This window comes from Bacillus altaicus, assembly GCF_042136375.2.
Classification (GTDB): domain Bacteria; phylum Bacillota; class Bacilli; order Bacillales; family Bacillaceae_G; genus Bacillus_A; species Bacillus_A cereus_U.
In genome coordinates this window covers 1207288-1231762 of the sequence record NZ_CM143394.1, presented here as the reverse complement: position 1 = coordinate 1231762, position 24475 = coordinate 1207288, and the positions used below count along the sequence as shown (strand labels likewise).

Sequence of the window (24475 nt, the reverse complement as noted above, 5' to 3'; positions counted from 1 at the left end):
GTGTGTTTATTTTAAATCTTCAGAAATTATACCAAAAAACAGAAGACGTTGTAAACTACAGCGTCTTCTTATCTGTTAAATAAGTATAAATTGTCTCCGCTACATTTTTCGGCATACCCGCTTCGACAAATTCCGATACGGAAGCTTCTTTCATCTTTTTTAATGAACCAAAATGTTTTAGCAATACCTTTTTTCGTTTATCACCGATTCCCGGAATTTCATCCAACGCGGATTGAATAACAGATTTCCCATGTAATTGACGATGGAATGTAATTGCAAATCGATGCACTTCATCTTGAATGCGCTGTAATAAATAAAACTCTTGGCTATTCCTCGCAAGCATAACAGGCTCAGGCGGATCCCCAATAATTAAATGTGATGTTTTATGTTTTTCATCTTTTACAAGCCCTGCCATTGGAATATATAATCCAAGCTCGTTTTCAAGAACATCACTTGTAGCCCCGAGATGTCCTTTTCCCCCATCGATAATTATTAAATCTGGCAAAGGTAAATTTTCCTTCAATGCTCTCGTATAACGACGTCTCACAACTTCCCTCATAGACTCGTAATCATCTGGCCCTTGGACTGTTTTAATTTTATATTTCCGATATTCTTTCTTCGCTGGTTTCCCATCGATAAAAGCAATCATTGCTGAAACAGGATTTGTCCCTTGAATATTTGAATTATCAAACGCTTCAATACGATAAGGTGTTTCAATACCGAGCTGCTTTCCTAAATGATCTACAGCTTTAATCGTTCGCTCTTCATCACGTTCAATTAAGTGAAATTTCTCTTCTAGTGCAATTTTTGCATTTTTATTTGCTAATTCCACAAGATCCTTTTTCTTCCCACGCTTCGGCTGTGTCGCTTCAACTTCTAAAAAGCGCTCTACTAATTCTGAATCGATACTTCCTGGAACAACAATTTCCTTCGGCTTGAAATGACTACTGTTTTCATAAAATTGACCGATAAAAGTTAAAAAACCCTCTTCAGGTTCATCATATATCGGGAACATGGAAACATCGCGCTCAATTAACTTTCCTTTTCGAACGAAGAAAACTTGAACACACATCCACCCTTTATCAACTGCATATCCAAACACATCACGATCCACTAAGTCACTCATAATCATCTTTTGCTTTTCCATAATTGCATCAATATGAGCAATTTGATCTCGCAACTCTTTCGCCCGTTCAAATTCTAGTTTCTCTGAAGCCTCATACATCTTCGTTTCTAATTCTGAACGAATTTCTTTATGCCCACCGTTTAAGAATTTAATAATTTCATCAACAATTTCTTTATTTTGCTCATCCGTTACTTCTTTCACACAAGGTGCTAAACATTGACCCATATGATAATACAAGCAAACTTTATCTGGCATATTTGAACATTTACGAAGTGGATACATACGATCTAATAATTTCTTTGTTTCATGTGCCGATTGCGCATTTGGATAAGGCCCAAAGTACTTTCCTTTATCCTTTTTTACATTTCGCGTAATGAGTAAGCGCGGCTGTTTTTCAGCTGTAATTTTAATGAAAGGATATGTTTTATCATCTTTTAATTGAATATTATATTTTGGATCATATTTTTTTATTAAATTTAACTCTAAAATAAGAGCCTCCAAATTTGAGGAAGTCACAATATATTCAAAATCAACAATTTCTCCAACAAGCCGGAGTGTTTTCCCATCATGTGAACCAGTAAAGTACGAGCGCACACGATTTTTGAGTACCTTTGCTTTTCCGACGTATATAACCGTTCCCTGCTTATCCTTCATTAAATAACAACCAGGTTGATCGGGCAAAATTGCTAACTTCTCTTTTAAATGCTCGTGCACTCGTCTCCCTCCATTTCTACATGCTTATCATTTTTATTTTTACATAAAAACATACTATGCCAAAACACCCAACATACGTTCCTTTATTGTAACGGAAAGGTTGTAAAAAAGAAAATAAAAAAAGCTACCAAATGGCAGCTTCTTTATTTTAGAAGTGTTTAGAAACTAATTCTACTAACGCTTCTTTCGGTTTATATCCTAACGCTTGATCAACCACTTTACCGTCTTTTAATACGAAAAGAGCTGGAATGCTCATTACTTCGAATTGACGAGCAGTTTCTTGGTTTTCATCAACGTCCACTTTTACTACTTTTACTTTCTCGCCTAACTCTGAATCGATTTCCTCTAATACAGGAGCGATCATTTTACAAGGTCCGCACCAAGGCGCCCAGAAATCTAATAATACAACACCTTCGCTAGTTTCAGCTGCGAAGCTTTGGTCATTTGCATTTATAATTGCCATTTTATTTCCTCCTTCAAGTATATTCTACCAAGAGTATATCATTAACTTTTATACGTGGCGAATATTATGTATCGTTATGTATTGTAACAAAAAAATGTTCCTTTATACTATATAAAAATATGGATGAAATACTAAAAAGATGAGAGACAGGGGATCTCTCACCTTTTTCTATATATAGGGGTACTTCACTTGGAACTCAAGGGTACTCAAATCATGAATGTACTTTTAACTTTTTAAACTCTTCTGTTAAAAGAGGTAATACTTCAAATAGATCACCGACGATACCATAGTCAGCTACTTTGAAGATACTAGCTTCTGGATCTTTATTAATCGCAACAATTATTTTTGAATTAGACATACCAGCTAAATGCTGAATCGCACCAGAAATCCCGCATGCAATGTATAGGTCTGGTGTAACAACTTTACCCGTTTGACCAATTTGTAATGAATAATCACAATACTCAGCATCACAAGCACCACGTGATGCTCCAACTGCGCCGCCGAGTACGTCAGCTAACTCTTTTAATGGTTTAAATCCTTCTTCACTCTTCACACCGCGTCCACCAGCGATAATAACTTTCGCTTCAGAAAGATCAACACCTTCTGCAGTTTTACGGACAACATCTTGAATGATTGTACGTAGATCTTTCACATCAACTGTAATAGAAGACACATCACCGATGCGAGATTCATCTTTTTCAAGAGTTGCGATATTATTTGGGCGCACTGTCGCAAATAATATACCATCTGTTACAATCTTCTTCTCAAATGCTTTACCAGAATAGATTGGACGAGTAAAGATAACATTGCCACCTTCAATTTCTAAAGCAGTTACGTCAGAAATTAAACCAGCTTCGAGCTTCGCTGCTAATTTTGGTGATAAATCTTTACCAAGTGCTGTATGTCCAAATACAATGCCTTCTGGATTTTCTTCAGCATATACAGCTAAAAATGCTTGTGCATAGCCATCAGATGTATATGATTTTAATTTATCATTTTCAACTGTCACAACGCGATCTGCACCGTAATGAATCAATTCATTTGCAAAAGAGGCAACGCTGTCTCCAACTAGAAGACCTACCACTTCACCGCCTTCTGCAATTGTTTTTGCTGCTGCTACCGCTTCAAACGAAACGTTACGTAGCGATCCATCACGAACTTCACCCATTACTAATACTTTACGAGCCATAGATTTTCCCTCCTGCATATATAATTTCGTATTTTATTAGATTACTTTCGCTTCTGTGTGGAGCAACGATACAAGTTCTTTTACTTGATCTTGCAGCTCGCCTTGTAACACTTTTCCTGCATCTTTCTTAGGAGGCAAATAGATTTCAATTGTTTTTGTTTTTGCTTCCACATCTTCTTCTTCTAAATCTAAATCATCTAATTCTACTTCTTCTAATGGCTTCTTCTTCGCTTTCATAATACCTGGAAGTGATGGATAACGCGGTTCATTTAAACCTTGTTGCGCTGTTACTAGAAGAGGTAATGATGATTCAATTACTTCTGTATCCCCTTCAACATCACGCTCAATCTTCACATTTGTACCATCAATTTCAAGCTTCGTAATCGTCGTTACGTATGGGATATTTAACGCTTCAGCTACTCGTGGACCAACTTGTCCAGATGCACCGTCAATCGCAACGTTCCCGCCTAAAATTAAATCAATTTCTTTATCTTTTAAATATTCAGCAAGCACTTTTGCTGTTGTAAATTGGTCACCATTCTCAACATCATCTTCAATGTTAATTAGTACCGCTTTATCGCAGCCCATCGCTAATGCTGTGCGAAGTTCTTTTTCACTATCCTCGCCACCAACTGTTATAACAGTAACTTCTCCACCTTGTGCATCTCTTACTTGAATCGCTTCTTCAATCGCATATTCATCGTAAGGGTTGATGATGAATTCCGCTTCGCCATCGTAAATTGCACCGTTTTTAATTACGATTTTTTCTTCTGTATCAAATGTTCGTTTCATGAGTACGTAGATGTTCATTCCATTTACCCCCTTATTTTTCAGAAAGATTCTATCAATTTTAAAATTCTGTTAATTTTTATTAAAAAAATAATTGGACTACCTACCACTAAATGAAGGCTTACGTTTTTCTAAAAACGCTGCTACACCTTCTCTTCCATCTTCACTCGTAAATACTTCACCAAAAATCTGTGATTCACGCTGTACACCTTCATAATAATGAGACGATTTTGTCGTCTGTAATAACTCTAGCACAGCACGAGTTGTTGCTGGGCTTTTTCCAGCAATCTGTTTTGCAATTTTAAGCGTATCTTCTAAAATGGATTCTTCAGAAAACACTCCATTAACAAGTCCCCATTGCAATGCTTCTGCACCAGTAATTGGTGTGCTTGTTAACATCATTTCACAAGCTTTCGCTTTACCAACATAACGTGGTAAGCGTTGTGTACCTGCAAAACCAGGAATTAATCCCAGTGTTAATTCAGGTAAACCAAGCTTTGTACTTTCAGTTACAAAGCGCATGTGGCAAGACATAGCAAACTCAAGGCCACCGCCAAGTGCCGCTCCATGAATTGCCGCAATAACTGGTTTTGAACATTTTTCAACACGCTCAAACGTAACTTGTCCAAGCTGTGCTAACTCTGTTGCTTGCTTCGCTTCAGTAACAGATGTAAATTCTTTAATATCTGCCCCCGCTGAGAAGAAGCGTCCTTCACCATGTAGAACAACAACACGAATGTTATCATCCTTTTCCACTTGATCGATTAATTCAGTAACGTCATGCATAACTTGTGAAGACATCGCATTAGCTGGAGCATGATTTAACGTCGCCACCGCGATATAATCTTCAACTTTTACAGATAGGAATTTCAACATGATCCCTCCCATTATTGACGATAACCACAAGCTGCAATAAGTAGCCCGTGTACCGTTTTTGAAAGTGCGACCAGATCATACTTATGATCGCTCATTACCCAATTGGTCACAACTTCATCTACTGTTCCAAAGATCATTTGTCTTGCCACGCGAACATTTAAATCCGCCTGAAACTCACCTTGCTTTATACCGGTCTCTAAAATCTCATCCATAACTTGTAAGTAGCCTTTTAATACTTCATTTATTTTAAGGCGCAAGTCTTGATTGGACTGCCTTAGTTCTAATTGCGTAACGATAGCAAGAGGATCATTTTGTGACAACAGCAAGAAGTGCGTTTCTACCAACATGAATAACTTCGCTACAGCGCTTTCAATTCCTGCTATTTTTTGACGAATTGTTTCAACAAATTCTCCCATCTTCTCTTGGAATAAGGATATTAATATATCTTCTTTATTTTTAAAATATAAATAAATCGTGCCATCAGCTACTCCAGCTTGCTTTGCAATTTTAGAAACTTGCGCTTGATGGTATCCATTCTCCGCAATCACAATGACTGCTGCATCAATAATCTGATTGTATTTCGGTCTGTTTTTCTTCACTTTACTGTCCCCTTCAAGAAGATGACTGAATGAATAGTCATTCATATTCTTATAATACTGACTATTTAGAAAAGTGTCAATCCTATTTTTTCAAAAAGAAAGGGCCTTAGCCCGTTTGCTCATCCTCATTCTTTCTCTTCTCTTCATCTATTAGGACACGGCGTAAAATTTTTCCGACTGTCGTCTTCGGCAACTCACTTCTAAACTCATATACCTTCGGAACTTTGTAAGCTGCTAAATATTTACGTGCAAACTGATCTAATTCTTCTTCAGAACACTCAGCGCCTTCTTTCAAAACAACAAACGCTTTTACAGTTTCCCCTCGATACGGATCAGGAACACCGATTGTTACCACTTCTTGCACCTTTTCGTGTTCATATAACACTTCTTCTACTTCACGAGGATATACGTTAAAACCACTAGCAACGATCATATCTTTCTTACGATCTTTCACATAGAAAAAGCCATCCTCATCCATGTATCCTACATCACCTGTATGGAGCCAGCCATCTTGCAGTACAGCTGCCGTTTCTTCTGGCTTATTCCAATACCCTTTCATAATTTGTGGGCCCTTTACAACAATTTCACCAATTTCACCTGGAGGTAATGACTCTCCTGTTTCAAGGGACATGATGATTGCCTCTGTATCCGGCCACGGTACCCCAATACTTCCCGGTACACGCTTTTCCCACAAAAAATTCCCATGTGTAACTGGTGATGACTCTGTTAATCCATAACCTTCTACTAATTTACCACCTGTAACTCTCTCAAACTCCTCCTGCACTTCTACAGGAAGCGGTGCAGAACCACTAATACAAGCCTGAATTGAAGAAATATCATATTCTTTTAAAAGAGGACTATTTAATAGAGCAATATAAATGGTTGGTGCTCCTGGAAATAGTGTAACTTTATGTTTCTTAATTGCTTCAAAAACCATTTTCATATCAAACTTCGGAATAAGCACCATTTTATATCCTTGCATAATACTTAAATTCATTACAGCTGTCATCCCGTACACATGAAAAAATGGAAGAACACCAAGAATTACCTCTTCTCCTTCTTTACAATTATATAACCAATGCGCTCCCATTAAAGTGTTCGAAACGAGGTTTTTATGCGTTAACATAACCCCTTTTGGAAACCCTGTCGTTCCCCCTGTATACTGCAAAAGGGCTAGATCATTTTCAGGATCACATGGAACTTCAACATTAGCACTACTTTCCCTTTCTACCGATTTCCAAAGATGAATCGTTTCGCTTTCCGACACATTCACAACAAGATTTGCCTGCTTTTTTTGTACAAATGGATAAAGTAAATTTTTAGGGAATGGTAAAAAATCTGCAATACGGGTTACGATAATGTGCTCAAGCTTTGTTGCAGTTTGAACGTTAGTAACTCTCGGAAACACTAAATCAAGGCAAAGAATAACTTTTGCCCCTGAGTCATGAAGTTGATACTCAAGCTCTCTTTCTGTATAAAGAGGATTCGTTTGTACGACAATCCCCCCCGCAAGCAAAGTACCATAATAACCAATTACAGATTGTGGACAATTCGGTAACATAATCGCAACTCTATCGCCTTTTTCAATACCAAGCCTTTGAAGGTAATTCGCAAATTTCTTTACCTTGTCATGAAAATCTGAAAATGTAACATCTTTACCTAAAAAGTGAAGCGCTTTCTTTTTTGGATAACGAGCAGCCATTTTCTCTAAATATCTATGAAGTGGCTGAATATCATAAGAAATTGTCCCTGGAATTTCATCTGGATAACTCTGCAGCCAAGGTTTTTCCACTCTCATTCCCCCTTCCAATACTTGTTAAAATAAATGAATGTTCATTCATGATGATTGTTTTCATTATATTACAGTCAGAACAGCGTTACAATCATAATATTCTGACTTATTTATGACTATGCTTTACTTCGTTAACTTCTTATTATATGTAGAAACTCTCTTAATTTTAAAAGAATAAGAGAGTTATCGTTAATTAGCTTAATCTTATAATCGTTAAAACTGCACCAGGTGTAGTCGTTGATAATGTTGCAACAGCTAACAATCCAAACAACTGCAAACTAATTGCACTCCCCGCTGCAAGAGTCGTAATAATTGTTGCACTAAATGATGTCGTTGCTAATGCAGGGGAATTGATAGTCCCCGCAAGCGGTGCACCGTTAATTGTAATTCGCGAACTAACTAATAATGAAGCCGTTATATTAATTGTATATGAAATATAATAATTCCCCGCATTTGCGGCCGTAAATACTGTGTTCCCCCCCGATACTGTAATTCCAGGACCGATATTCTGATTATTTGGAAGTGGGACATTTGTTCCACCAAGAAGCACTGATATTGCCGCTCCTGATGTATTATTCGCAAATGCATACGTCGCAGTTATACTTGTACCTGTTACTCCCGTTGCTCCCGTTTCACCTGTTGCTCCGGTTGCTCCGGTTGCTCCCGTTGCTCCCGTTGCTCCTGTTGCTCCTGTTACTCCTGTTGCTCCCGTTGCCCCTGTTGCTCCCGTTGCTCCCGTTACTCCCGTTACTCCCGTTACTCCGGTTGCTCCGGTTGCTCCCGTTTCACCTGTTGCTCCCGTTGCTCCCGTTGCTCCTGTTGCTCCGGTTGCTCCCGTTGCTCCTGTTGCTCCGGTTGCTCCCGTTGCTCCCGTTTCACCTGTTGCTCCCGTTGCTCCTGTTGCTCCGGTTGCTCCGGTTGCTCCCGTTTCACCTGTTACTCCTGTTGCTCCTGTTGCTCCCGTTTCACCTGTTGCTCCCGTTTCACCTGTTGCTCCTGTTGGACCTGTTGGACCGAGCTTAAGAACTGTCCCATCGCAACTAAAACAGCATGAATCAACATGCACACCATTTTGATTATTACACCCACAATATCCATTTATATTATTACTCCATAAAGACATGTTGACCCCTCCTTCATGTTCAATCTTTTAAGTACAGCCAACGAATTAAAAATATCTTTCTAATAAAGTGAAACTTTAATCAGTGGGGGTTTTGTCCACCCCCCACTGATTATTAGCCTTCACCAATCGGGCTTTTACGGGCAGTTATCTCCCACCTAACTTCCTCGCATTCGCCGAATTTTGAGGTGGGAGTCTTACTGCCCGTTAATGCGGGATAAAAAATCAGTTTTTATTTTCCTTATCAACTACCCGCTCTAGAACAAACCTTTTATAAGCAAAGATTTATTCCTTACATTCTAATAATTATTACATGCAATACGCTCTCCTTTCGCTTGTACTTTCGCCTTCCTTCTTAAACGAATTTCCTCTCCTTCAGTCTTGATACACATCTGCATTTCAATAAAACATTTCAAAATCCATATAAATCGTTATTTTTCGTCAAAATTTTAAAAAAATATTGACAATTAAAATATCCTCATAGTATGATTTGGTTGTTGTAATTGATAACGATTTTCAATGTCGTTCATTGCAAATCAAATAATTTATTTGGGGGCAGAAGATGAAGAAAATTCTTAGCATTTTCATGGTAGTTCTTCTATTCGTTGTCGGATGCGGACAACAGAAAGAAGAGAAAAAAGAAACAAAAGCAGGCAATAAAAATCAAGCTATAACAATTAAACATGCTGAAGGGGAAACAAAGTTAGATAAACCAGCGAAAAAAGTTGTTGTACTTGAGTGGGTATATTCAGAAGACTTATTAGCACTTGGTGTTCAGCCAGTAGGGATGGCAGACATTAAGAATTATAATAAATGGGTAAATACAGAAACAAAACCAAGTAAAGATGTTGTAGATGTAGGAACACGTCAACAACCGAATTTAGAAGAAATTAGCCGTCTAAAACCAGATTTAATTATCACTGCATCATTCCGTAGTAAAGCTATTAAAAATGAATTAGAACAAATTGCACCAACAGTTATGTTTGATCCATCAACAAGCAATAACGATCACTTTGCAGAAATGACAGAAACATTTAAACAAATTGCAAAAGCAGTTGGAAAAGAAGAAGAAGGTAAAAAAGTATTAGCTGATATGGATAAAACATTTGCTGATGCAAAAGCAAAAATTGACAAAGCAGGCTTAAAAGATAAAAATATTGCAATGGCACAAGCATTTACAGCTAAAAATGTGCCAACATTCCGTATTTTAACTGACAATTCTACAGCTTTACAGGTTACAAAAAAATTAGGTTTAACAAATACTTTTGAACCAGGTAAATCTGAGGCAGATGGTTTTAAACAAACAACTGTAGAATCATTACAAAGTGTACAAGATTCAAACTTCATTTACATTGTAGCTGATGAAGATAACATTTTTGATACTCAATTAAAAGGTAACCCTGCTTGGGAAGAGTTAAAGTTCAAAAAAGAAAACAAAATGTATAAATTAAAAGGCGACACTTGGATTTTCGGTGGTCCTGAATCTGCAAAATCATTAGCAAAACAAGTAGCAGATGTAATGACTGCGAAGAAGTGATTGAACGATGAATAGCTTTCAACATACACTTCGAGCAAGTCTTGTATTCGGAGGAGGAGCAGCTCTCTTGCTCCTCCTTTTCTTTATTCATATTGGTCAGGGACAAGCAAATATTTCCTATAGTATGATTATCGACGCTCTTATCTCACCGAACCAATCTCTAGAGCATCAAACTTTAATCATGCTTCGATTACCTAGAGCTGTAATTGCTATTTTAGCTGGAGGGGCTCTTGCTGCATCTGGGGTCATTTTACAAACTTTAACGAAAAATCCACTTGCTGAAGCCAGTACAATGGGAATTCACTCTGGAGCATATTTCTTTTTAGTAACAGCTACTATTTTTTTACCGAAAGGTTTACAAATTAATTCACTTCTTTTCACATTTATCGGTGGCGCAATTACAGCTTTATTTGTATACCGTATTTCTGGCGGAAAAAAAGGCACTCCACTTCGTATGGCTTTAGCTGGTATGGTCGTTACATTAATGCTTTCAGCTTTTACTGGAACGATGCAACTTTTCTATGAAAATGAAACAGCTGGTTTATTTTTATGGGGGGCTGGGTCTCTTATTCAAAATAACTGGAACGGTGTTCAATTCGCATTTCCATTCATTATTTTTTCTTTCCTAGTTTTACTATTCATGTCACGTAAGCTTAATATCCTCTTACTCGGTGATGATGTAGCTGTTTCACTTGGAGAGAAAACCGCAGTAACACGGTTTATTGCATTCATCGCTGCAATCTTTTTAACAGCAGTAATTGTAACTGTTGTTGGACCGATTGGGTTTGTCGGCTTAGTTGCACCACACTTAATGCGCCTTATTGGTTATCGTCAACACTTTACCCTCCTTCTCTCCTCATTCTTATGGGGAGCAATATTATTACTAGGAGCAGATGTTGTTGGTAGATTAATAGATCCAACTGGTGCAGAATTACCTGTCGGGGCAGTTACAGCAATGATTGGATCACCTTGGCTTATTTATTTAGTGTATCGCATGATGAAATCGAAACAATATATGAATGATAATGGAGCTAATGCAGCTGGAGCTAGTTCTCGCTATTATTCTTATAAAAAGGTAATCATTATATCTATCATGCTTTGTATTGTGACGATTTCTCTTGGAGTTGCAATCGGTAGCAACTCTTATATCGAAAGCATTACAAATGTCATAACAGGACAATTAACACAATTTGATAAAAATATGATGATGAATCTTCGTTTACCAAGAATGCTCGTTGCCGCTATTGCTGGAGCATGTCTTGCGATAAGCGGACTTGTTTTCCAAGGCATATTAAGAAATCCACTTGCCGATCCTTCTATTATTGGTATTTCATCGGGAGCAGGTGTTGGTGCTTTAACCATTATGTATGTCTTCCCTGCACTTCCAGGTTTCTTCCTACCAATTGGTGCATTTATTGGTGGACTACTTGCAGTTGGAATTGTCCTTTTCTTCTCATGGAAATCAGGATTTAGTCCAACAGCTCTTGCTTTAATAGGAATTGGCATTTCGGCGCTCGGTTCAGCGATTATTCAAATCTTTATCGTTAGGGCGAATTTAAACGTGGCTGCTGCTTTAACGTGGTTGTCAGGCAGTACTTATGCAAGAGGATGGAATCACTTAGAAAATATCATTCTATACCCATCACTCATTCTCGTACCAATTATATTTTTCTTAATGAAACAACTCGACGTTCTTGTGCTTGGCGATGATTTAGCAACCGGACTCGGGCAGCCTGTAAATAAAACGCGTCTTGCTCTAATTGTTTTAGCGACACTACTTGCATCAGTCAATATCGCTGCTGTCGGTACTATCGCCTTTTTAGGCCTTGTTGCACCGCACTTAGCGCGGATCGTTGTTGGCATGAATCATCAAAGACTATTCGTTTGTTCAGCACTGTTTGGAGCAATCCTTCTTTCCGTTGCTGACTTACTCGGACGAACAATTGCATATCCGAAAGAAATACCTTCTGGGCTTGTTGTTGCTGTACTTGGAGCTCCGTATTTCTTATGGTTAATGAGGAAAAGTGGGAAGAAAGTTAATTAAAAAGGAGGCTTCTTGTATTGGAAGCCTCCTTTTTTTATTATTCATTTTCATAGCCTAACAGGAAACTAACTGTTTTTCACGAATTTAACCCATGAACATAACTAGGAGGGATAACATGTACCAAACAATTGAAGGCTTTTTACAATCATGGAAATACGAGGCTGAGTCTACTCAAAAGATGCTCGATGCATTAACAGATGAATCTTTGTCACAAGAAATTGCACCTGAACACTGGACGTTAGGAAGAGTTGCTTGGCATATCGTTACTGCAATTCCAGTTATACTATCTGGCACAGGACTTAAGTTTGAAGGAGAAACGAAAGATTATCCTGTACCAACTTCAGCAAAAACACTTGCAGATGGGTATCGCAATGTGAATACAGCTTTTGTTGAAGCACTTCAAAGCGAATGGACTGATAAAGACTTAGCTACTATTAATGACTTCTTTGGTCGCCCTATGCCGAATTCTATATTTTTAATGACACTCATTAATCATCAAAATCACCACCGCGGGCAGATGACTGTTTTAATGCGTCAAGCTGGATTAAAAGTCCCTGGCATATATGGTCCTGCAAAAGAAGAATGGGCTGCAGCTGGAATGGAAGCTCCTAAAATGTAATGACAGAAAAAGACAAGGTGTTTACGCACCTTGTCTTTTTCTGTAACTTGTTTCATGTGAAACTATTTTCTACTAAATGGTATTTTATGAGAAAATACGTTAAAATACATTCATATTATTAGGAGGGAACTAAATTGAATACAAAAAATAAAAAAATAACAATAAGAACTCTCTTACTAACTTCTATCATTGGAGTTATCGGTGTATCTATTTACTTCACATGTTATGGTACCCCTTGGGGAAAACAAACAGCAATTACAGAATCAAAAAATTATATTACAAAATACTTTAATCTAGACGCGAAAGTCAAAAATACTTCTTACGATGCTAAAATGGATAGCTATGCAATCGCCTTTGAAACAATTGAAGATGGCGAGTTTACTATCGAATATAAAAGCCCTAATAACTTTAACATTTCTTCAGGAGTTCAGGAATATTTGAGCAAACACTCCAAATTTACAGAGTAGTAACGAAGCATACATATACAAAAAAAGAGTTGGTGTAACGCCAACTCTTTTTTCTTATTCTTGTCATACAGTTACATCTTCCCTCTCTATATTTTTAATTCCGTAATATGCAATCGCAACTCCAATTGCTGCCAATGCTAGTTGAAGGGGAAGAAAAGTTGCTGTAGGAAACGTTGGGTTGCTATTCATTGCAATTGATACAACGATAAGGGATGAAACAATTGTAGTTGGCACTGAACGTTTACGCATTCCGAAATATAATGGGATTAAACTCATTCCCGCAGTTGCAATGGCTAAAGGAACCAGTTTTATCCCTTCTTGCATCAATTGATCTACTGTGAATGAATTAGGAAGAATTGAAAAGTAACTATCTATTCCAAAGAAAAGTCCTACTACTAAAACATTAGATAAAATAACTGTTATAAATGTTACTATTGCTGTAATAGCCAACTTACTGATCATCATTTTCTTTCGGTTAATTGGATAAGAAAACATAAGTAATATTGTTTTATTTTTATATTCATCAATTATTAACTTGGCTATTAGTACACCACCAAAAACAATAAATGTCGCTCTTACTAACGTACTAGCCATCAACAAAATTGTCTGTGGATCTCTTATTTCTGGATCTCCTTCTATTTGAGCAACGAAACTAACAAAGATTAATAATGCTAGTATGGCGATATTTGCAACAATTGCTCCCTTCACATACCATCCAAGCTTAAACTTCTTCATTTCTAGCTTCATAAGACGTAGCATTATAGTACTCCTTCCATTTAAAATTTAATCGATATAAATTGCTCCTGTTTTACTTAAAATCTTCACTTCGTTTTTTGCATCACCAATGGTTCCTTCTTTTATCTTTTCTGTATTTTGATCTTTCTTCAACCCGTTTAAATTCACCATTATGTCAGTCGAATTACTTTTAGCTGTAAATTTCAATGAAGCCGGAACACCTTTATATCTTACGCCAATATCTCCTGATTTTGTTTCTATAAATAATGATTTTCCTTCTTCCATATCTTTCAGTAATACTTCCCCAGATGTTGAAGTAATGTTCATAAATGTGCTATTTACATTTGTTATATAGTTATCGCCAGTCGTAGACTTTATATTTAATTCTTGTACTGAACTATCTTTTACAGTCAATTCTCCACTTTTTGATGTGAACTCACCTTTCTCTGCCGATAGTCCTACAATCCGTTCATCTCCAGACTTGCTTTTTGTAACGATACTTTTTACTACTATATCGCTTATTTTCACATCACCCGATTTATTATTTAATACAATTTTATCTATTTCTTTCTTCGGAATAGATATAGAAATGACATTCTTCTTCCTAAACGTAAAACCATTAACGAATCCGTTCATCTTCTGTTCTTGCTTAATCATCATTTTATTTCCGTCATTTTCTATTTTAACGGGATCTATCTCTTTATCTAATCGTTCACCTTGAGCGGAAATTACTATTTTGTTAGAATCTGTGCTTTTAAATTCAATATCCCAGTTTTCATTGTCTACTTCTATTTCTTTTATATCATTTATCTCAAAAGACTTTTCTTTCTTAAAATCTTTCCCCTGAAATGTCTTAAAACCAAAAACCACACTAGCAATTGTAATAAGTAAAATTGCAATTACTATTATTTTTTTCACTATTCATACCCCAGTTCGTTGTTGTTTTAAGCTTGCTTCACGCCACATCAATCTTGTCGATTTTACGATATGAAAGATAACTAATAAAAATCCCTAATAAACAGAGCACTATTGGGATAGCGATAAAATTAAACATACTTACTTGACCGTTTCCAGAACCAAAGTTACTACTAATTAGCATCCCAATTATTACTGCAGAAGTAATTGTTGTCGGTGTCGATTTCTTTCTCATCCCAAAAAATAAAGGAATTAAACTTATACCAGATATCATAAATGCACTTATAATAGTAGTTGGAACGATAGCTATTAATTCGCCTATCGTAGCAGGCGTTTCAATCAGTCCGATCATTGGACTCACAAAATATACGAGCAAACTAATAATGAAAGTAGCAATAATCGTGCTCACAAAACAAAAACAAAAAACAATTGTTAATTTCGCCCTCATTAGCATTTTCCTTTGTAGCGGGTACATAAACGATAGTTGCATCGTTTTGTTCTTATACTCATCAATTACTAAACGTGATAAAAGGACTGAACTAAAAGTAATGAATGTTATCCTAATAAAAATGTTTATTAAAGCCATTTGTTGTGTGAAGTCAGAGAGTAGCAAATCTACCTCGCCTTTCCCTCCTAACACCATGAGGTTTACTACGGCGAAAATTGCTATAATACAAATTGCTACACTTTTAAAATAACTAGATAATTTATGTTTTCTCCATTCGAGCTTCATTAATTTAAACATATAAACCACGCCTCCATTCCTTATATAACTGTGTCTACGCTACTAACATTCTAATTCCAGCAGTAACTACGCTTAACATTCCTATCACTAGTAGAATTAACAACCATTTCCGCTCTGGTTTTCTATAATATAAAATCCCACTTATGAACATTACGATCAATCCACTTACCAGGTTCAGCAACAATCCACTAGGCATGAATTCCTTCTCCATCCATTACATTTAAGAAATATTCTTCTAGGGAGCTATGTTTCTTATTAATACTTTCAATTTCTATATCGTTCATAATAAGTGCTTTTGAAATGGCTTGTTGCGTCACCGCCAGATCATACACACGAATCATATTTCCGCTCATTATTTTGTAGTTTTTTACACCAAGTTTATCTTCTAAAAGATAAGCCGCACGTTTCACATCTGGAGTCGTAATTTCAATGTACTCGGTTTGTTTTCCGTTAATACTCTTCATTGAAACTTCTTTTACTAATTTTCCATTTTGAATAACACCGATTGTATCTGCCATTTGTTCCATCTCGCCTAAAATATGACTAGAAACTAATAACGTAATGCCATATTCTTTGCAGAGCATTTTAAATAAGTCTCTTAATTCTTTAATACCAATTGGATCTAAACCATTAATCGGTTCATCTAAAATGAGTAATTCTGGCTTTGTCATGATTGCCCTTGCAATACCGAGTCGTTGTTTCATTCCTAATGAAAAATCTTTTACTTTTTTATTATCTATGCCGTGTAGTTTCACTAAATTTAACGCATGGTCAATTGCGTTTTTATCATAATAGCCCATATATTCACAATGTAATTCTAAATTTTCCTTCGCCGTTAATTTATCATAAAAGATTGGATATTCAATAATTGTCCCCATTCTTTTTAATACTTCATAAGATGTGTTTGTTAACTTCTCACCGAAAATTTCAATATCACCACTCGTCGGTTTTATTAAATTTGTAATCATTTTCATAATCGTTGTTTTACCCGCACCGTTTGGTCCTAAAAAACCATAAATCTCTCCTTTTTTCACATGCATGTTAACACTAGAAATAACTTCTTTCCCTTTAAACACTTTCGTTAACTGGTTCGTTTTTAATATATATGTCATGGCACTTTCCCCTTTCGCACTGCTCTATATTTCTATAATAGACAACGGAAATCTCTTTTTTCTTACCCGTTCCTTACAAATTCCTTACGTTCAAAAAAGCTTGTAGAATCTACTTCTCTACAAGCTAAAACTGCATCTTTGTTAATACAACTGTAAAAACCGTTTTTTCATACGGCTTACTAGAAAGATGAATTTCTCCATCCATCGCTTCCACAAGCCTTTTCGTAATCGTTAACCCTAGACCGCTTCCTTGGTACAATCTATTTCTTGAATCTTCAAGTGTGTACATACGCTCAAACACTTTATCAATATGAGATTCATCAATTCCTTTACCTTTATCCCATACGTCTATATACACACTCGTTTCATCATCTCTTAAAGTCATACCAAGTGTCTTTCCATCGTCCCCATATGTAATCGCGTTTGATATTAAATTATTCAATACCCTGCCTAATACTTCTACATTTCCAAGTGCATATATATTTCTTTCTGGTATATCAATATGGACATGAAAACCTTTCGTCGTCACTAAATCATAGAAAGATAAAATCTTCTCGCGGCAAACTTCATTCATATTTACTTTTGTTATCTCAATTGCCTTGTCACCAGATTCTAATTTTGCTAAATCAAAAAACTTATGAATCAGTTCCATAACTTCCAGCGTTTTCGTATGCACCTTTTCAAGCAATATTTGCTGTTCTTCTTCATTTATCGTTTTATCCTTATTTAACATTTCTGTATATCCAAGAATAACTGTTAGTGGTGTTTTTAAATCATGTGAAATATTTGAAAGCATTTTTCGCATCGAAATTTCTACTTTCGCATGATCTGCATTCTTTTTCTGTTTTGCATCTAATAAATGATTAATTGCCACTAATAGTTTTTGCAATTCTGTATCATCCGTCATTATTAATAGCTTCTCGCCAGTTTGTTCTTTTACAATTCGATTTAACTTTTCATACGTGTAGCGTAAATTCATACTACTATTGTTTCTAATTTTATATTGCACGTAAATAACGATAAGCAATATAATAATCACCACTGTTAAAAATATAACCATACTACATCACTTCCAATTTATAGCCAATTCCCCACAGTGTTTTTATATATTCCGGGTTAGATGGGTCCGTTTCAATCTTCTCGCGTAATCTCCTCATATGAACATTAATAACATTATCATCACCATAATATTCTTCATTCCAAACTAGCGTATATATTTGTGCTTTTGTAAATACACGTTTTTGATTCTTCACGAATAGTTTTAAAATCTCAAACTCTTTGAAAGTAAGTTTAAGCTGTTTTCCCTTTTTCTCCACCGTAAAATTAATTGGGTCAATTATTAAGTCCCCAATCTGAATGGTCTCCTCTTTCAGTTCCGTAGCTGAATACTTTGTAGATCTTCGAATTGCAGCTTTGACACGTGCTGCTAATTCAATCATAGAAAATGGTTTACAAATGTAATCATCTGCTCCAAGCCCTAAGCCAATCGCTTTATCAACATCCGTATCTTTTGCTGACATCATTAAAATCGGAACAGCACTCTTCTCACGGATAATTCTTACAACCTCTAATCCATCTAACTTCGGCATCATAATATCAAGAATAATTAAATCAAATGATGATTTTAAAAAGGATAATACGCCTTCTTCACCATCAGATGCGATTGTAATTTGAAAGCCTTCTTTTACCAAGTACTTTTCAACCATCTCTTGAATTGAGATATCATCTTCAACTAATAAAATATGATATGACATATTTCTATCCCCTTTTCACAAACATTAACAATTCAATTGTATCGCAACTGCAAATTAGTTGGTACAATTATGTGAATTTTTAAACCAACTTCCCTTCCTTCCTTAACAATGATATGATGAAATTCACTACTATTGTTCATAATTAACTTTATATAAAGGAGACTTATCATGTCAGAAAACAAAAAAGTAAGCTTAGCTGATTTAATGCGCGAACAACTTGCAAAGAAAAAGCAAGGAAATGGAAACGGCTCAAATAATGGAAGTCAAAGTCAAGAAACGAAAAAATTACAAAACCAACAAACGAAGAAAACAAACAACCAACGTAGACGTACAGGTGTATAAATGAGCGGGCAAAAACGATCTAACGTCGCGCCAGGTCTTGCGGTTGATATTGTGTTAAAACAAGATCAACGTACAGGCAAGCTAACAAGAGGAATTGTAAAAGATATTTTAACTAACTCACCCTCTCATCCGCATGGCATTAAAGTACGATTGCAGGACGGGCAAGTTGGCAGAGTCCAAAATATCATTCAATAAGAAAAGGAGCTCATTTAAACTTGAGCTCCTTTTTCTTTATTAACCTTTAATTTTCTCGATGAAAACCACTTTTAAATAGTCTCCTTCTTTAAATTGATCAATTGTACGGAAATCTTCTGGTAAAGAATGTTCTTCTAATATTTTATATTTACCGTTCATTTCTTTGAATGCTGTATCGATAAAGCCATTAAACTTTTTCATATCGAATGCGCTACAATTTGTAGAAGCTACGATAATACCGTTATTTTCTGTAATCGCAATTGTTTCTTTTAATAAGTTTTTATAATCTTTCGCCGCACTGAACGTATATTTTTTTGAGCGTGCAAAACTTGGAGGGTCAAGTACAACCATATCAAATTTCATCTTTTTCTTAGCAGCATATTTGAAATATAGAAATACATCTTCTACAATAATATCTTGTGCTTCATAATCAATCTCATTTACACTAAACTGCTCAATCGTTTTACTTAAGCTACGATTTGCAAGGTCAACACTTGTTGTTTTACTTGCGCCGCCAAGTGCTGCAAATACAGAGAAAGCTCCAGTATAAGAGAACATATTTAAAACTGTTCTTCCTTTTGCATATTTATCACGAATTTGTTTTCGAACGTTACGTTGATCTAAAAATACACCAACCATCGCCCCGTCATTTAAATATACAGCAAAATTTACACCGTTTTCTTTTACGATAAGTGGGAACTCACCGTGCTCTCCTGTTACGAAATCATCACCTTCAATGTACTTTCCTTTCGTATCAAAACGTTTTTTCTCATAAATCCCTTTGAAGTTTGCTACTTTTTGAAGTGCTGCTACGATTTCATCGCGGAAAGTATAAATACCTTCACTATACCAACTTATTACGTAATAACCGTCATAATAATCGATGATTAACCCACCAAGGCCATCACCCTCACCATTCAGGGCACGAAACGCTGTTGTATCATTTGATTTATAAAAATCTTTTCGTTTATGTAAAGCAGATTTGATTTTACTTTCAAAGAAAGATTGATTCACTTCCTCCTTCTCTTTTCTCGTTAAAATCCATCCATATCCTTTATTTTGTTTTCCATAATAGCCTTTTCCGATGAATTGGTTCTTCTCATCCACTACGTTGATGATTGTCCCTTCTTCACGTACATCATTTAAATTTTGAATCGCATCTTTTAAAATAAGTGGATACCCACTTTTAATTTCTTTTATAAACTTCGGTTTTATTTTTATAGTTACTTCAGATCGCATGTAATGTCTTCCTTTCCATTTAAATGCTTTCTAATTAGTAGGAAGCAATGTAAAAAACGAGGCTGAAAAAACAGCCCCGTTTCACTATACCATATTATCGCTTTGCTAGTACAACCAGCTCATCCTCCCCCATAATCGAAAAAAAACTTATATATTTCATTATTACTATTGACAATGATAATGAATTTCATTATCATTTAATGTATATGAATTCATGAAATTAAAAGTAACTTTATAGGAGGAATAAACATGATTATTGTTGCAAATATAACTAAAATTACGAAAGATAATGGTCATAAATTAATCGAGCGTTTTAATAAAGTTGGAAAAGTTGAAACAATGCCTGGTTTTTTAGGATTAGAAGTTCTTTTAACACAAAATACAGTTGATTACGATGAAGTAACAATTAGCACTCGCTGGAATTCAAAAGAAGATTTTCAAGGTTGGACGAAGAGCTCAGCATTTAAAGATGCTCACTCACATCAAGGTGGGCTACCAGAGTATATTCTCGACAATAAAATCACTTACTATAATGTTGAGGTTGTACGTATGCCAATGGCAGCAGCACAGTAAGCATATTTCTTTTTTAAAGTATAGAATATGAGGAGCGTTATCACTTCTCATATTCTATACTTTTTTTATTTACTGTCTTTTTACTAGTTTCGCATGCACTACTAATCTTCCCGCTTCCGGATCAAGTGCATAGTCACACGTCGAAAGTGTTACGATTTGATCACTTGCTGTCACTTTTGTATCCGTTTTGTACAGCGATTTTTCTTGAATTTTCTCCAAAAATGATGTGTATTCCGTATCACTGCTAAAATCCGTTTCAATGTAATAAAAATCAGTTGTTGTTGTATACACCGAGAACACTTCAAGATCATATCCTTCAAATAATGTATCGTAATATAATTTACGATGCGACATGAAGAAATCTTCATCTAACATTTTTTTTAGACTTGCAAACATAGAACCATCTTTCATACGGTGACCGTATAAAATTGTATTTCGATTTTGCGACTTCACATCATTACGATAGTCCATAAAGATACTGCCTGCTCGCATATCTTCTCCTTTATAATTACGGTATAAATAGTAATCATTATCTTTAGCTTGAACAATTGGATAATTAATTTGTGTATCATCCATCGTAATCCATCCAACTATTTCTTGGTTAATTTTTTGTAAATCTTGAAACTGTTTTCGTATCTCTCCTTCTTTTGCCTTTTCTTCTACCGGGCTCCGCTCATAAATTTCTTGTGCCTCAGCCATTACTTTACGATTTTCATAGTAGTCCATAAAAATGCCGCCTAATTCATACATTGAGTAGAAAAAGATACCTAAAAAAACAACTGTAAGTATTCGTTGAAAAAAAGGATTCTTTTTCCGTTTTTCTGTACTACTCAAATTATCACCTCAAAACGGATTGCGATCAGTGCTTAAATTCCCATCGGTACCATATACAACCCTGTATCTTCATCATGCTTTACAACGACATCTACACCGTATATCGTTTTAATCATACCCTCTGTTACTACATCATTCGGGTTACCTTTCGTAACGATTTCACCATCTTTCATAACAATAATGTGATCACTATATCGAATCGCTTGATTAATATCATGCAGTACCATTACAATCGTCAATCCATATACTTCATTTAATTCTTTCACTAACTCTAATATTTCAAGCTGATAATAAATATCTAAATACGTTGTTGGCTCATCTAAAAAGAGCATCGGTGTTTTTTGTGCTAAAGTCATCGCAATCCATACCCTTTGTCTCTCACCGCCAGATAAAGCATGAATTGGCTTATCTCGCTTACTCTGTAAATTCGTACAAGTAAGTGCCCTTTCAATAGCTTCACTATCTTCCTCATTGTGTGAAGAAAAAACATTTTTATATGGCATACGACCAAAACTCGTTAATTTTTCTACAGTAATATCTGCCGGCGCCTCATTTTGTTGATGAACAACCGCTAATTTTCTAGCAAACTCTTTCGGCTTATACGTACTAATTGCTTTTCCATCAAGTATTACTTCCCCACTACGGGGAGTGTGATTTCTTGACATAACACCAAGTAATGTTGATTTCCCACAACCGTTTGGGCCAATAATGGTTGTGATTTTCCCCATTTCTATTTCACTACTAACAGACTTTAAACGATCTGTTACATTGTCATACGAAAAGGTTACATTTTTAATTTCCATGAACTTTATCACTCTTTCTCAGCAAGAATATTAAGAATGGGCCGCCAATAACCGCCATAATTGTCGCTGCTGGAATTTCATTAGGTGGCACAAGCAATCTTCCAATCGTATCCGCCGTCAAAATTAACAATGCCCCTGCTAGCGCAGAAAATGGAATTAACACTTTGTGATCTGAACCGACAAATTGTCTTGAAATATGAGGAACAAGCAAACCTACGAAAGCAATAACTCCTGCAATGGCGGTTGATACAGCCGCTAGCAACACTGCAATTGCGGAAATAATAAGGCGAACTCTCGTCACATGAAGACCTAAGTTCTTTGCAGTCTTATCTTGTAATGATAATAAGTTACACCACGCTCCTACAAACAGCGCAAGAACAAGTCCAATTGTTCCGTATGTGACGATGATTTCCACATCTCCCCATGTCTTCATTGTTATATTTGAAGTCGTCGTTTGTTTAATACTCTTAATAAAGTATCCGCAGATCGTAATGAACGATTCATTTAATCCAGTAAACATCGCGTTAATGGCAATACCAATTAAAATGATGCGTAACGGACTCAATCCAGATTTCCATGAAAATGAATAAACTAAGTAACACGCAAAAGCTCCGCCTAAAAAGGCAAATACCGGTGTCCAGAAGAAAAACTGTGGAAATAATGTAATAATTACAAGTGTCATAAAACTTGCCCCTGAAGATATCCCAATTACCCCAGCATCCGCAAGTGGATTTTTCATGACAGCTTGGAAGAGCACACCAGAAACAGCAAGTGCCGCCCCAGTGAATAGTGCAATGATAATACGTGGGAAACGTAAATCTTTAATAACTTCAACATCTTCATTTGCCCCTGTAAATATTCCTTGTACAAGGTCAACAATACCTACTTCTAAACTACCTTTCGTCGCTGACAACAAAGTCATAACGATGAGTAATACAGTAACAATAAAGAAACTCCAATATTTTTTATTCATGCTAATCTTCCTTTATATTAAAATGCATCACGGATACATCATTTTTTTCAATCCATCTAAAGCTTCAGTCGCTGCTAAATTTCCTGTCGTTCCAAATACACTTTCTTCTAAATCGTAAACTCGATTATTTTTAACTGCGGCAAAATGTTTCCAAATGTCATTCGTTTTAAATTCTTTATCAAACATTTTTACAACTTCCTCTGGCATACCATGAGCTGCTCGTAAAATAATATCTGGATCAGCTTTCTTTAAATACTCTGTATTAGAAGCTAAATATTCTACCTGTTCACCTTGCACAATATTTTTACCACCTAATTGTTTCACTAAATCTCCAATATAAGAATGTTCTGTTGCTACTAAATAACTTCCCGGCACACCTAATAAAATTAGCACTGTCGGTTCTTTCTTTCCTTTTACTTCTTTTTGAATCTCTGCAACCTTGTTATCTAACTTAGTTACAACTACTTCAGCCTGCTTTTCACGTCCATATTGCTTACCTAAATTACTAATGGAATTTTGCATATTTTTTAAACTTGTTAGATCTAAAAAGTTTGCCTTCATACCTACACCATCAAAAACTGGCTTTAATTCATATTCAAGTGTTGTCACGGATAATACTTCTGACGGCTTTAATGATTTTACCTTTTCCATATCAGGACTCATCGGATTCCCAACTTCAGGTAAACCTTTATATCTCTTTGGTAAATCTTTCGTACTTGTTGGAACACCAACTAAATCTACTTCTAATGCATCCATAATTTCAGTAACAGCAACTGTCGTTGCGACAATCCTCTCTTTACCCTCACTCTTTACCTGCTTCGCCGTTTCTTTTTTGGGCGCCTGGCATCCAGCTATACTCACTAATAAAATGATAGCCATTAGTACACTTGCAATTTTCTTCACTCTTAATCACCACTCCT

27 protein-coding genes are annotated in these 24475 nt (G+C 35.9%); 7 read left to right on the top strand and 20 right to left on the bottom strand.

All coding sequences use genetic code 11. From position 1 onward, the window contains the following. Positions 1 to 55: 55 nt before the first annotated feature. The 8 genes from uvrC to ACE38F_RS06430 form a co-directional block, all read right to left on the bottom strand. On the bottom strand, positions 56 to 1840 hold the full coding sequence (gene uvrC / locus ACE38F_RS06465; protein ID WP_215554330.1) for an excinuclease ABC subunit C: 1785 nt from the start codon (positions 1838 to 1840) through the stop codon (positions 56 to 58). Positions 1841 to 1988: 148 nt separating this feature from the next. Then, positions 1989 to 2303, bottom strand: coding sequence for a thioredoxin (gene trxA, locus ACE38F_RS06460; RefSeq protein ID WP_000974757.1), 315 nt, complete (start codon positions 2301 to 2303; stop codon positions 1989 to 1991). Positions 2304 to 2514: 211 nt separating this feature from the next. Beyond that, positions 2515 to 3492, bottom strand: a complete 978-nt coding sequence (gene etfA, locus ACE38F_RS06455) for an electron transfer flavoprotein subunit alpha (protein ID WP_002160311.1) — start codon at positions 3490 to 3492, stop codon at positions 2515 to 2517. Positions 3493 to 3528: 36 nt separating this feature from the next. After that, entirely contained in the window at positions 3529 to 4302 is a 774-nt protein-coding gene (gene etfB / locus ACE38F_RS06450) for an electron transfer flavoprotein subunit beta (RefSeq protein ID WP_215554331.1), read from the bottom strand. Between the two features lie 78 nt (positions 4303 to 4380). Next, complete coding sequence (locus tag ACE38F_RS06445; RefSeq protein ID WP_215554332.1) at positions 4381 to 5157, bottom strand: enoyl-CoA hydratase; 777 nt, start codon at positions 5155 to 5157, stop codon at positions 4381 to 4383. An 11-nt stretch (positions 5158 to 5168) separates the two neighbouring features. Next, positions 5169 to 5756, bottom strand: coding sequence for a TetR/AcrR family transcriptional regulator (locus tag ACE38F_RS06440; RefSeq protein WP_012261773.1), 588 nt, complete (start codon positions 5754 to 5756; stop codon positions 5169 to 5171). Between the two features lie 106 nt (positions 5757 to 5862). Further along, a complete protein-coding gene (locus ACE38F_RS06435; RefSeq protein WP_375369949.1) occupies positions 5863 to 7548 on the bottom strand; it encodes a long-chain-fatty-acid--CoA ligase in 1686 nt (561 codons plus the stop codon). A gap of 193 nt (positions 7549 to 7741) precedes the next feature. After that, the gene (locus ACE38F_RS06430) at positions 7742 to 8671 is read right to left on the bottom strand and encodes a BclA C-terminal domain-containing protein (protein WP_375369950.1); all 930 of its coding nucleotides are present in this window, start codon (positions 8669 to 8671) and stop codon (positions 7742 to 7744) included. Between the two features lie 559 nt (positions 8672 to 9230). Here ACE38F_RS06430 and ACE38F_RS06425 point away from each other — a divergent pair. The 4 genes from ACE38F_RS06425 to ACE38F_RS06410 all read left to right on the top strand — a co-directional run bounded on the left by ACE38F_RS06425 (position 9231) and on the right by ACE38F_RS06410 (position 13335). Continuing rightward, positions 9231 to 10205, top strand: a complete 975-nt coding sequence (locus tag ACE38F_RS06425) for an ABC transporter substrate-binding protein (RefSeq protein ID WP_375369951.1) — start codon at positions 9231 to 9233, stop codon at positions 10203 to 10205. A gap of 7 nt (positions 10206 to 10212) precedes the next feature. Further along, the gene (gene fhuB / locus ACE38F_RS06420) at positions 10213 to 12249 is read left to right on the top strand and encodes a Fe(3+)-hydroxamate ABC transporter permease FhuB (protein WP_375369952.1); all 2037 of its coding nucleotides are present in this window, start codon (positions 10213 to 10215) and stop codon (positions 12247 to 12249) included. A gap of 115 nt (positions 12250 to 12364) precedes the next feature. Then, positions 12365 to 12868: a DinB family protein gene (locus ACE38F_RS06415; protein ID WP_375369953.1), complete on the top strand. Its 504-nt coding sequence runs from the start codon at positions 12365 to 12367 to the stop codon at positions 12866 to 12868. Positions 12869 to 13002: 134 nt separating this feature from the next. Continuing rightward, the gene (locus ACE38F_RS06410; RefSeq protein ID WP_375369954.1) at positions 13003 to 13335 is read left to right on the top strand and encodes a YfjL-like protein; all 333 of its coding nucleotides are present in this window, start codon (positions 13003 to 13005) and stop codon (positions 13333 to 13335) included. A gap of 63 nt (positions 13336 to 13398) precedes the next feature. On the opposite strand, the gene ACE38F_RS06405 is transcribed toward ACE38F_RS06410, so the two are convergent. The 7 genes from ACE38F_RS06405 to ACE38F_RS06375 all read right to left on the bottom strand — a co-directional run bounded on the left by ACE38F_RS06405 (position 13399) and on the right by ACE38F_RS06375 (position 18596). Further along, the gene (locus tag ACE38F_RS06405) at positions 13399 to 14094 is read right to left on the bottom strand and encodes an ABC transporter permease (RefSeq protein ID WP_375369955.1); all 696 of its coding nucleotides are present in this window, start codon (positions 14092 to 14094) and stop codon (positions 13399 to 13401) included. A gap of 24 nt (positions 14095 to 14118) precedes the next feature. Next, positions 14119 to 14988, bottom strand: a complete 870-nt coding sequence (locus tag ACE38F_RS06400; RefSeq protein WP_375369956.1) for a DUF4097 family beta strand repeat-containing protein — start codon at positions 14986 to 14988, stop codon at positions 14119 to 14121. A gap of 37 nt (positions 14989 to 15025) precedes the next feature. Continuing rightward, positions 15026 to 15730, bottom strand: a complete 705-nt coding sequence (locus ACE38F_RS06395; RefSeq protein WP_375369957.1) for an ABC transporter permease — start codon at positions 15728 to 15730, stop codon at positions 15026 to 15028. A 34-nt stretch (positions 15731 to 15764) separates the two neighbouring features. Beyond that, entirely contained in the window at positions 15765 to 15926 is a 162-nt protein-coding gene (locus ACE38F_RS06390; RefSeq protein ID WP_375369958.1) for a hypothetical protein, read from the bottom strand. After that, complete coding sequence (locus ACE38F_RS06385; RefSeq protein ID WP_215554342.1) at positions 15919 to 16842, bottom strand: ABC transporter ATP-binding protein; 924 nt, start codon at positions 16840 to 16842, stop codon at positions 15919 to 15921. Before ACE38F_RS06385 ends, ACE38F_RS06390 begins: the two co-directional genes overlap by 8 nt. 124 nt (positions 16843 to 16966) lie before the next feature. Then, positions 16967 to 17902 carry a HAMP domain-containing histidine kinase gene (locus tag ACE38F_RS06380; protein WP_375369959.1) on the bottom strand — a complete coding sequence of 312 codons (936 nt, stop codon included), beginning with the start codon at positions 17900 to 17902 and terminating at the stop codon, positions 16967 to 16969. Between the two features lies 1 nt (position 17903). Continuing rightward, positions 17904 to 18596 (bottom strand): response regulator transcription factor, encoded by a 693-nt coding sequence (locus ACE38F_RS06375; RefSeq protein ID WP_215554344.1) that lies wholly within the window; start codon positions 18594 to 18596, stop codon positions 17904 to 17906. A gap of 168 nt (positions 18597 to 18764) precedes the next feature. Between ACE38F_RS06375 and ACE38F_RS06370 the strand changes: the two genes are divergently transcribed. Beyond that, complete coding sequence (locus tag ACE38F_RS06370) at positions 18765 to 18938, top strand: hypothetical protein (protein WP_002015431.1); 174 nt, start codon at positions 18765 to 18767, stop codon at positions 18936 to 18938. Further along, a complete protein-coding gene (locus ACE38F_RS06365) occupies positions 18939 to 19133 on the top strand; it encodes a YwbE family protein (protein ID WP_002160297.1) in 195 nt (64 codons plus the stop codon). Positions 19134 to 19172: 39 nt separating this feature from the next. Here the strand turns inward: ACE38F_RS06365 and ACE38F_RS06360 are convergent, their stop codons facing one another. Beyond that, entirely contained in the window at positions 19173 to 20372 is a 1200-nt protein-coding gene (locus ACE38F_RS06360) for a class I SAM-dependent rRNA methyltransferase (protein WP_215554345.1), read from the bottom strand. A 249-nt stretch (positions 20373 to 20621) separates the two neighbouring features. On the opposite strand from ACE38F_RS06360, the gene isdG reads away from it, so the two are divergent. Then, complete coding sequence (gene isdG, locus ACE38F_RS06355; RefSeq protein ID WP_215554346.1) at positions 20622 to 20945, top strand: heme oxygenase; 324 nt, start codon at positions 20622 to 20624, stop codon at positions 20943 to 20945. A 69-nt stretch (positions 20946 to 21014) separates the two neighbouring features. Here isdG and srtB read toward each other — a convergent pair whose 3' ends face one another. The 4 genes from srtB to isdE are packed head-to-tail and all read right to left on the bottom strand — an operon-like array spanning position 21015 to position 24458. Continuing rightward, entirely contained in the window at positions 21015 to 21779 is a 765-nt protein-coding gene (gene srtB / locus ACE38F_RS06350; protein ID WP_215554347.1) for a class B sortase, read from the bottom strand. Between the two features lie 32 nt (positions 21780 to 21811). Further along, entirely contained in the window at positions 21812 to 22582 is a 771-nt protein-coding gene (locus ACE38F_RS06345) for an ABC transporter ATP-binding protein (RefSeq protein WP_215554348.1), read from the bottom strand. Next, complete coding sequence (locus ACE38F_RS06340; protein WP_215554349.1) at positions 22572 to 23555, bottom strand: FecCD family ABC transporter permease; 984 nt, start codon at positions 23553 to 23555, stop codon at positions 22572 to 22574. The genes ACE38F_RS06345 and ACE38F_RS06340 overlap by 11 nt, the downstream gene beginning before the upstream one ends. A 27-nt stretch (positions 23556 to 23582) precedes the next feature. Continuing rightward, positions 23583 to 24458 carry a heme ABC transporter substrate-binding protein IsdE gene (isdE, locus tag ACE38F_RS06335; RefSeq protein WP_375369960.1) on the bottom strand — a complete coding sequence of 292 codons (876 nt, stop codon included), beginning with the start codon at positions 24456 to 24458 and terminating at the stop codon, positions 23583 to 23585. Between the last annotated feature and the right edge of the window lie 17 nt (positions 24459 to 24475).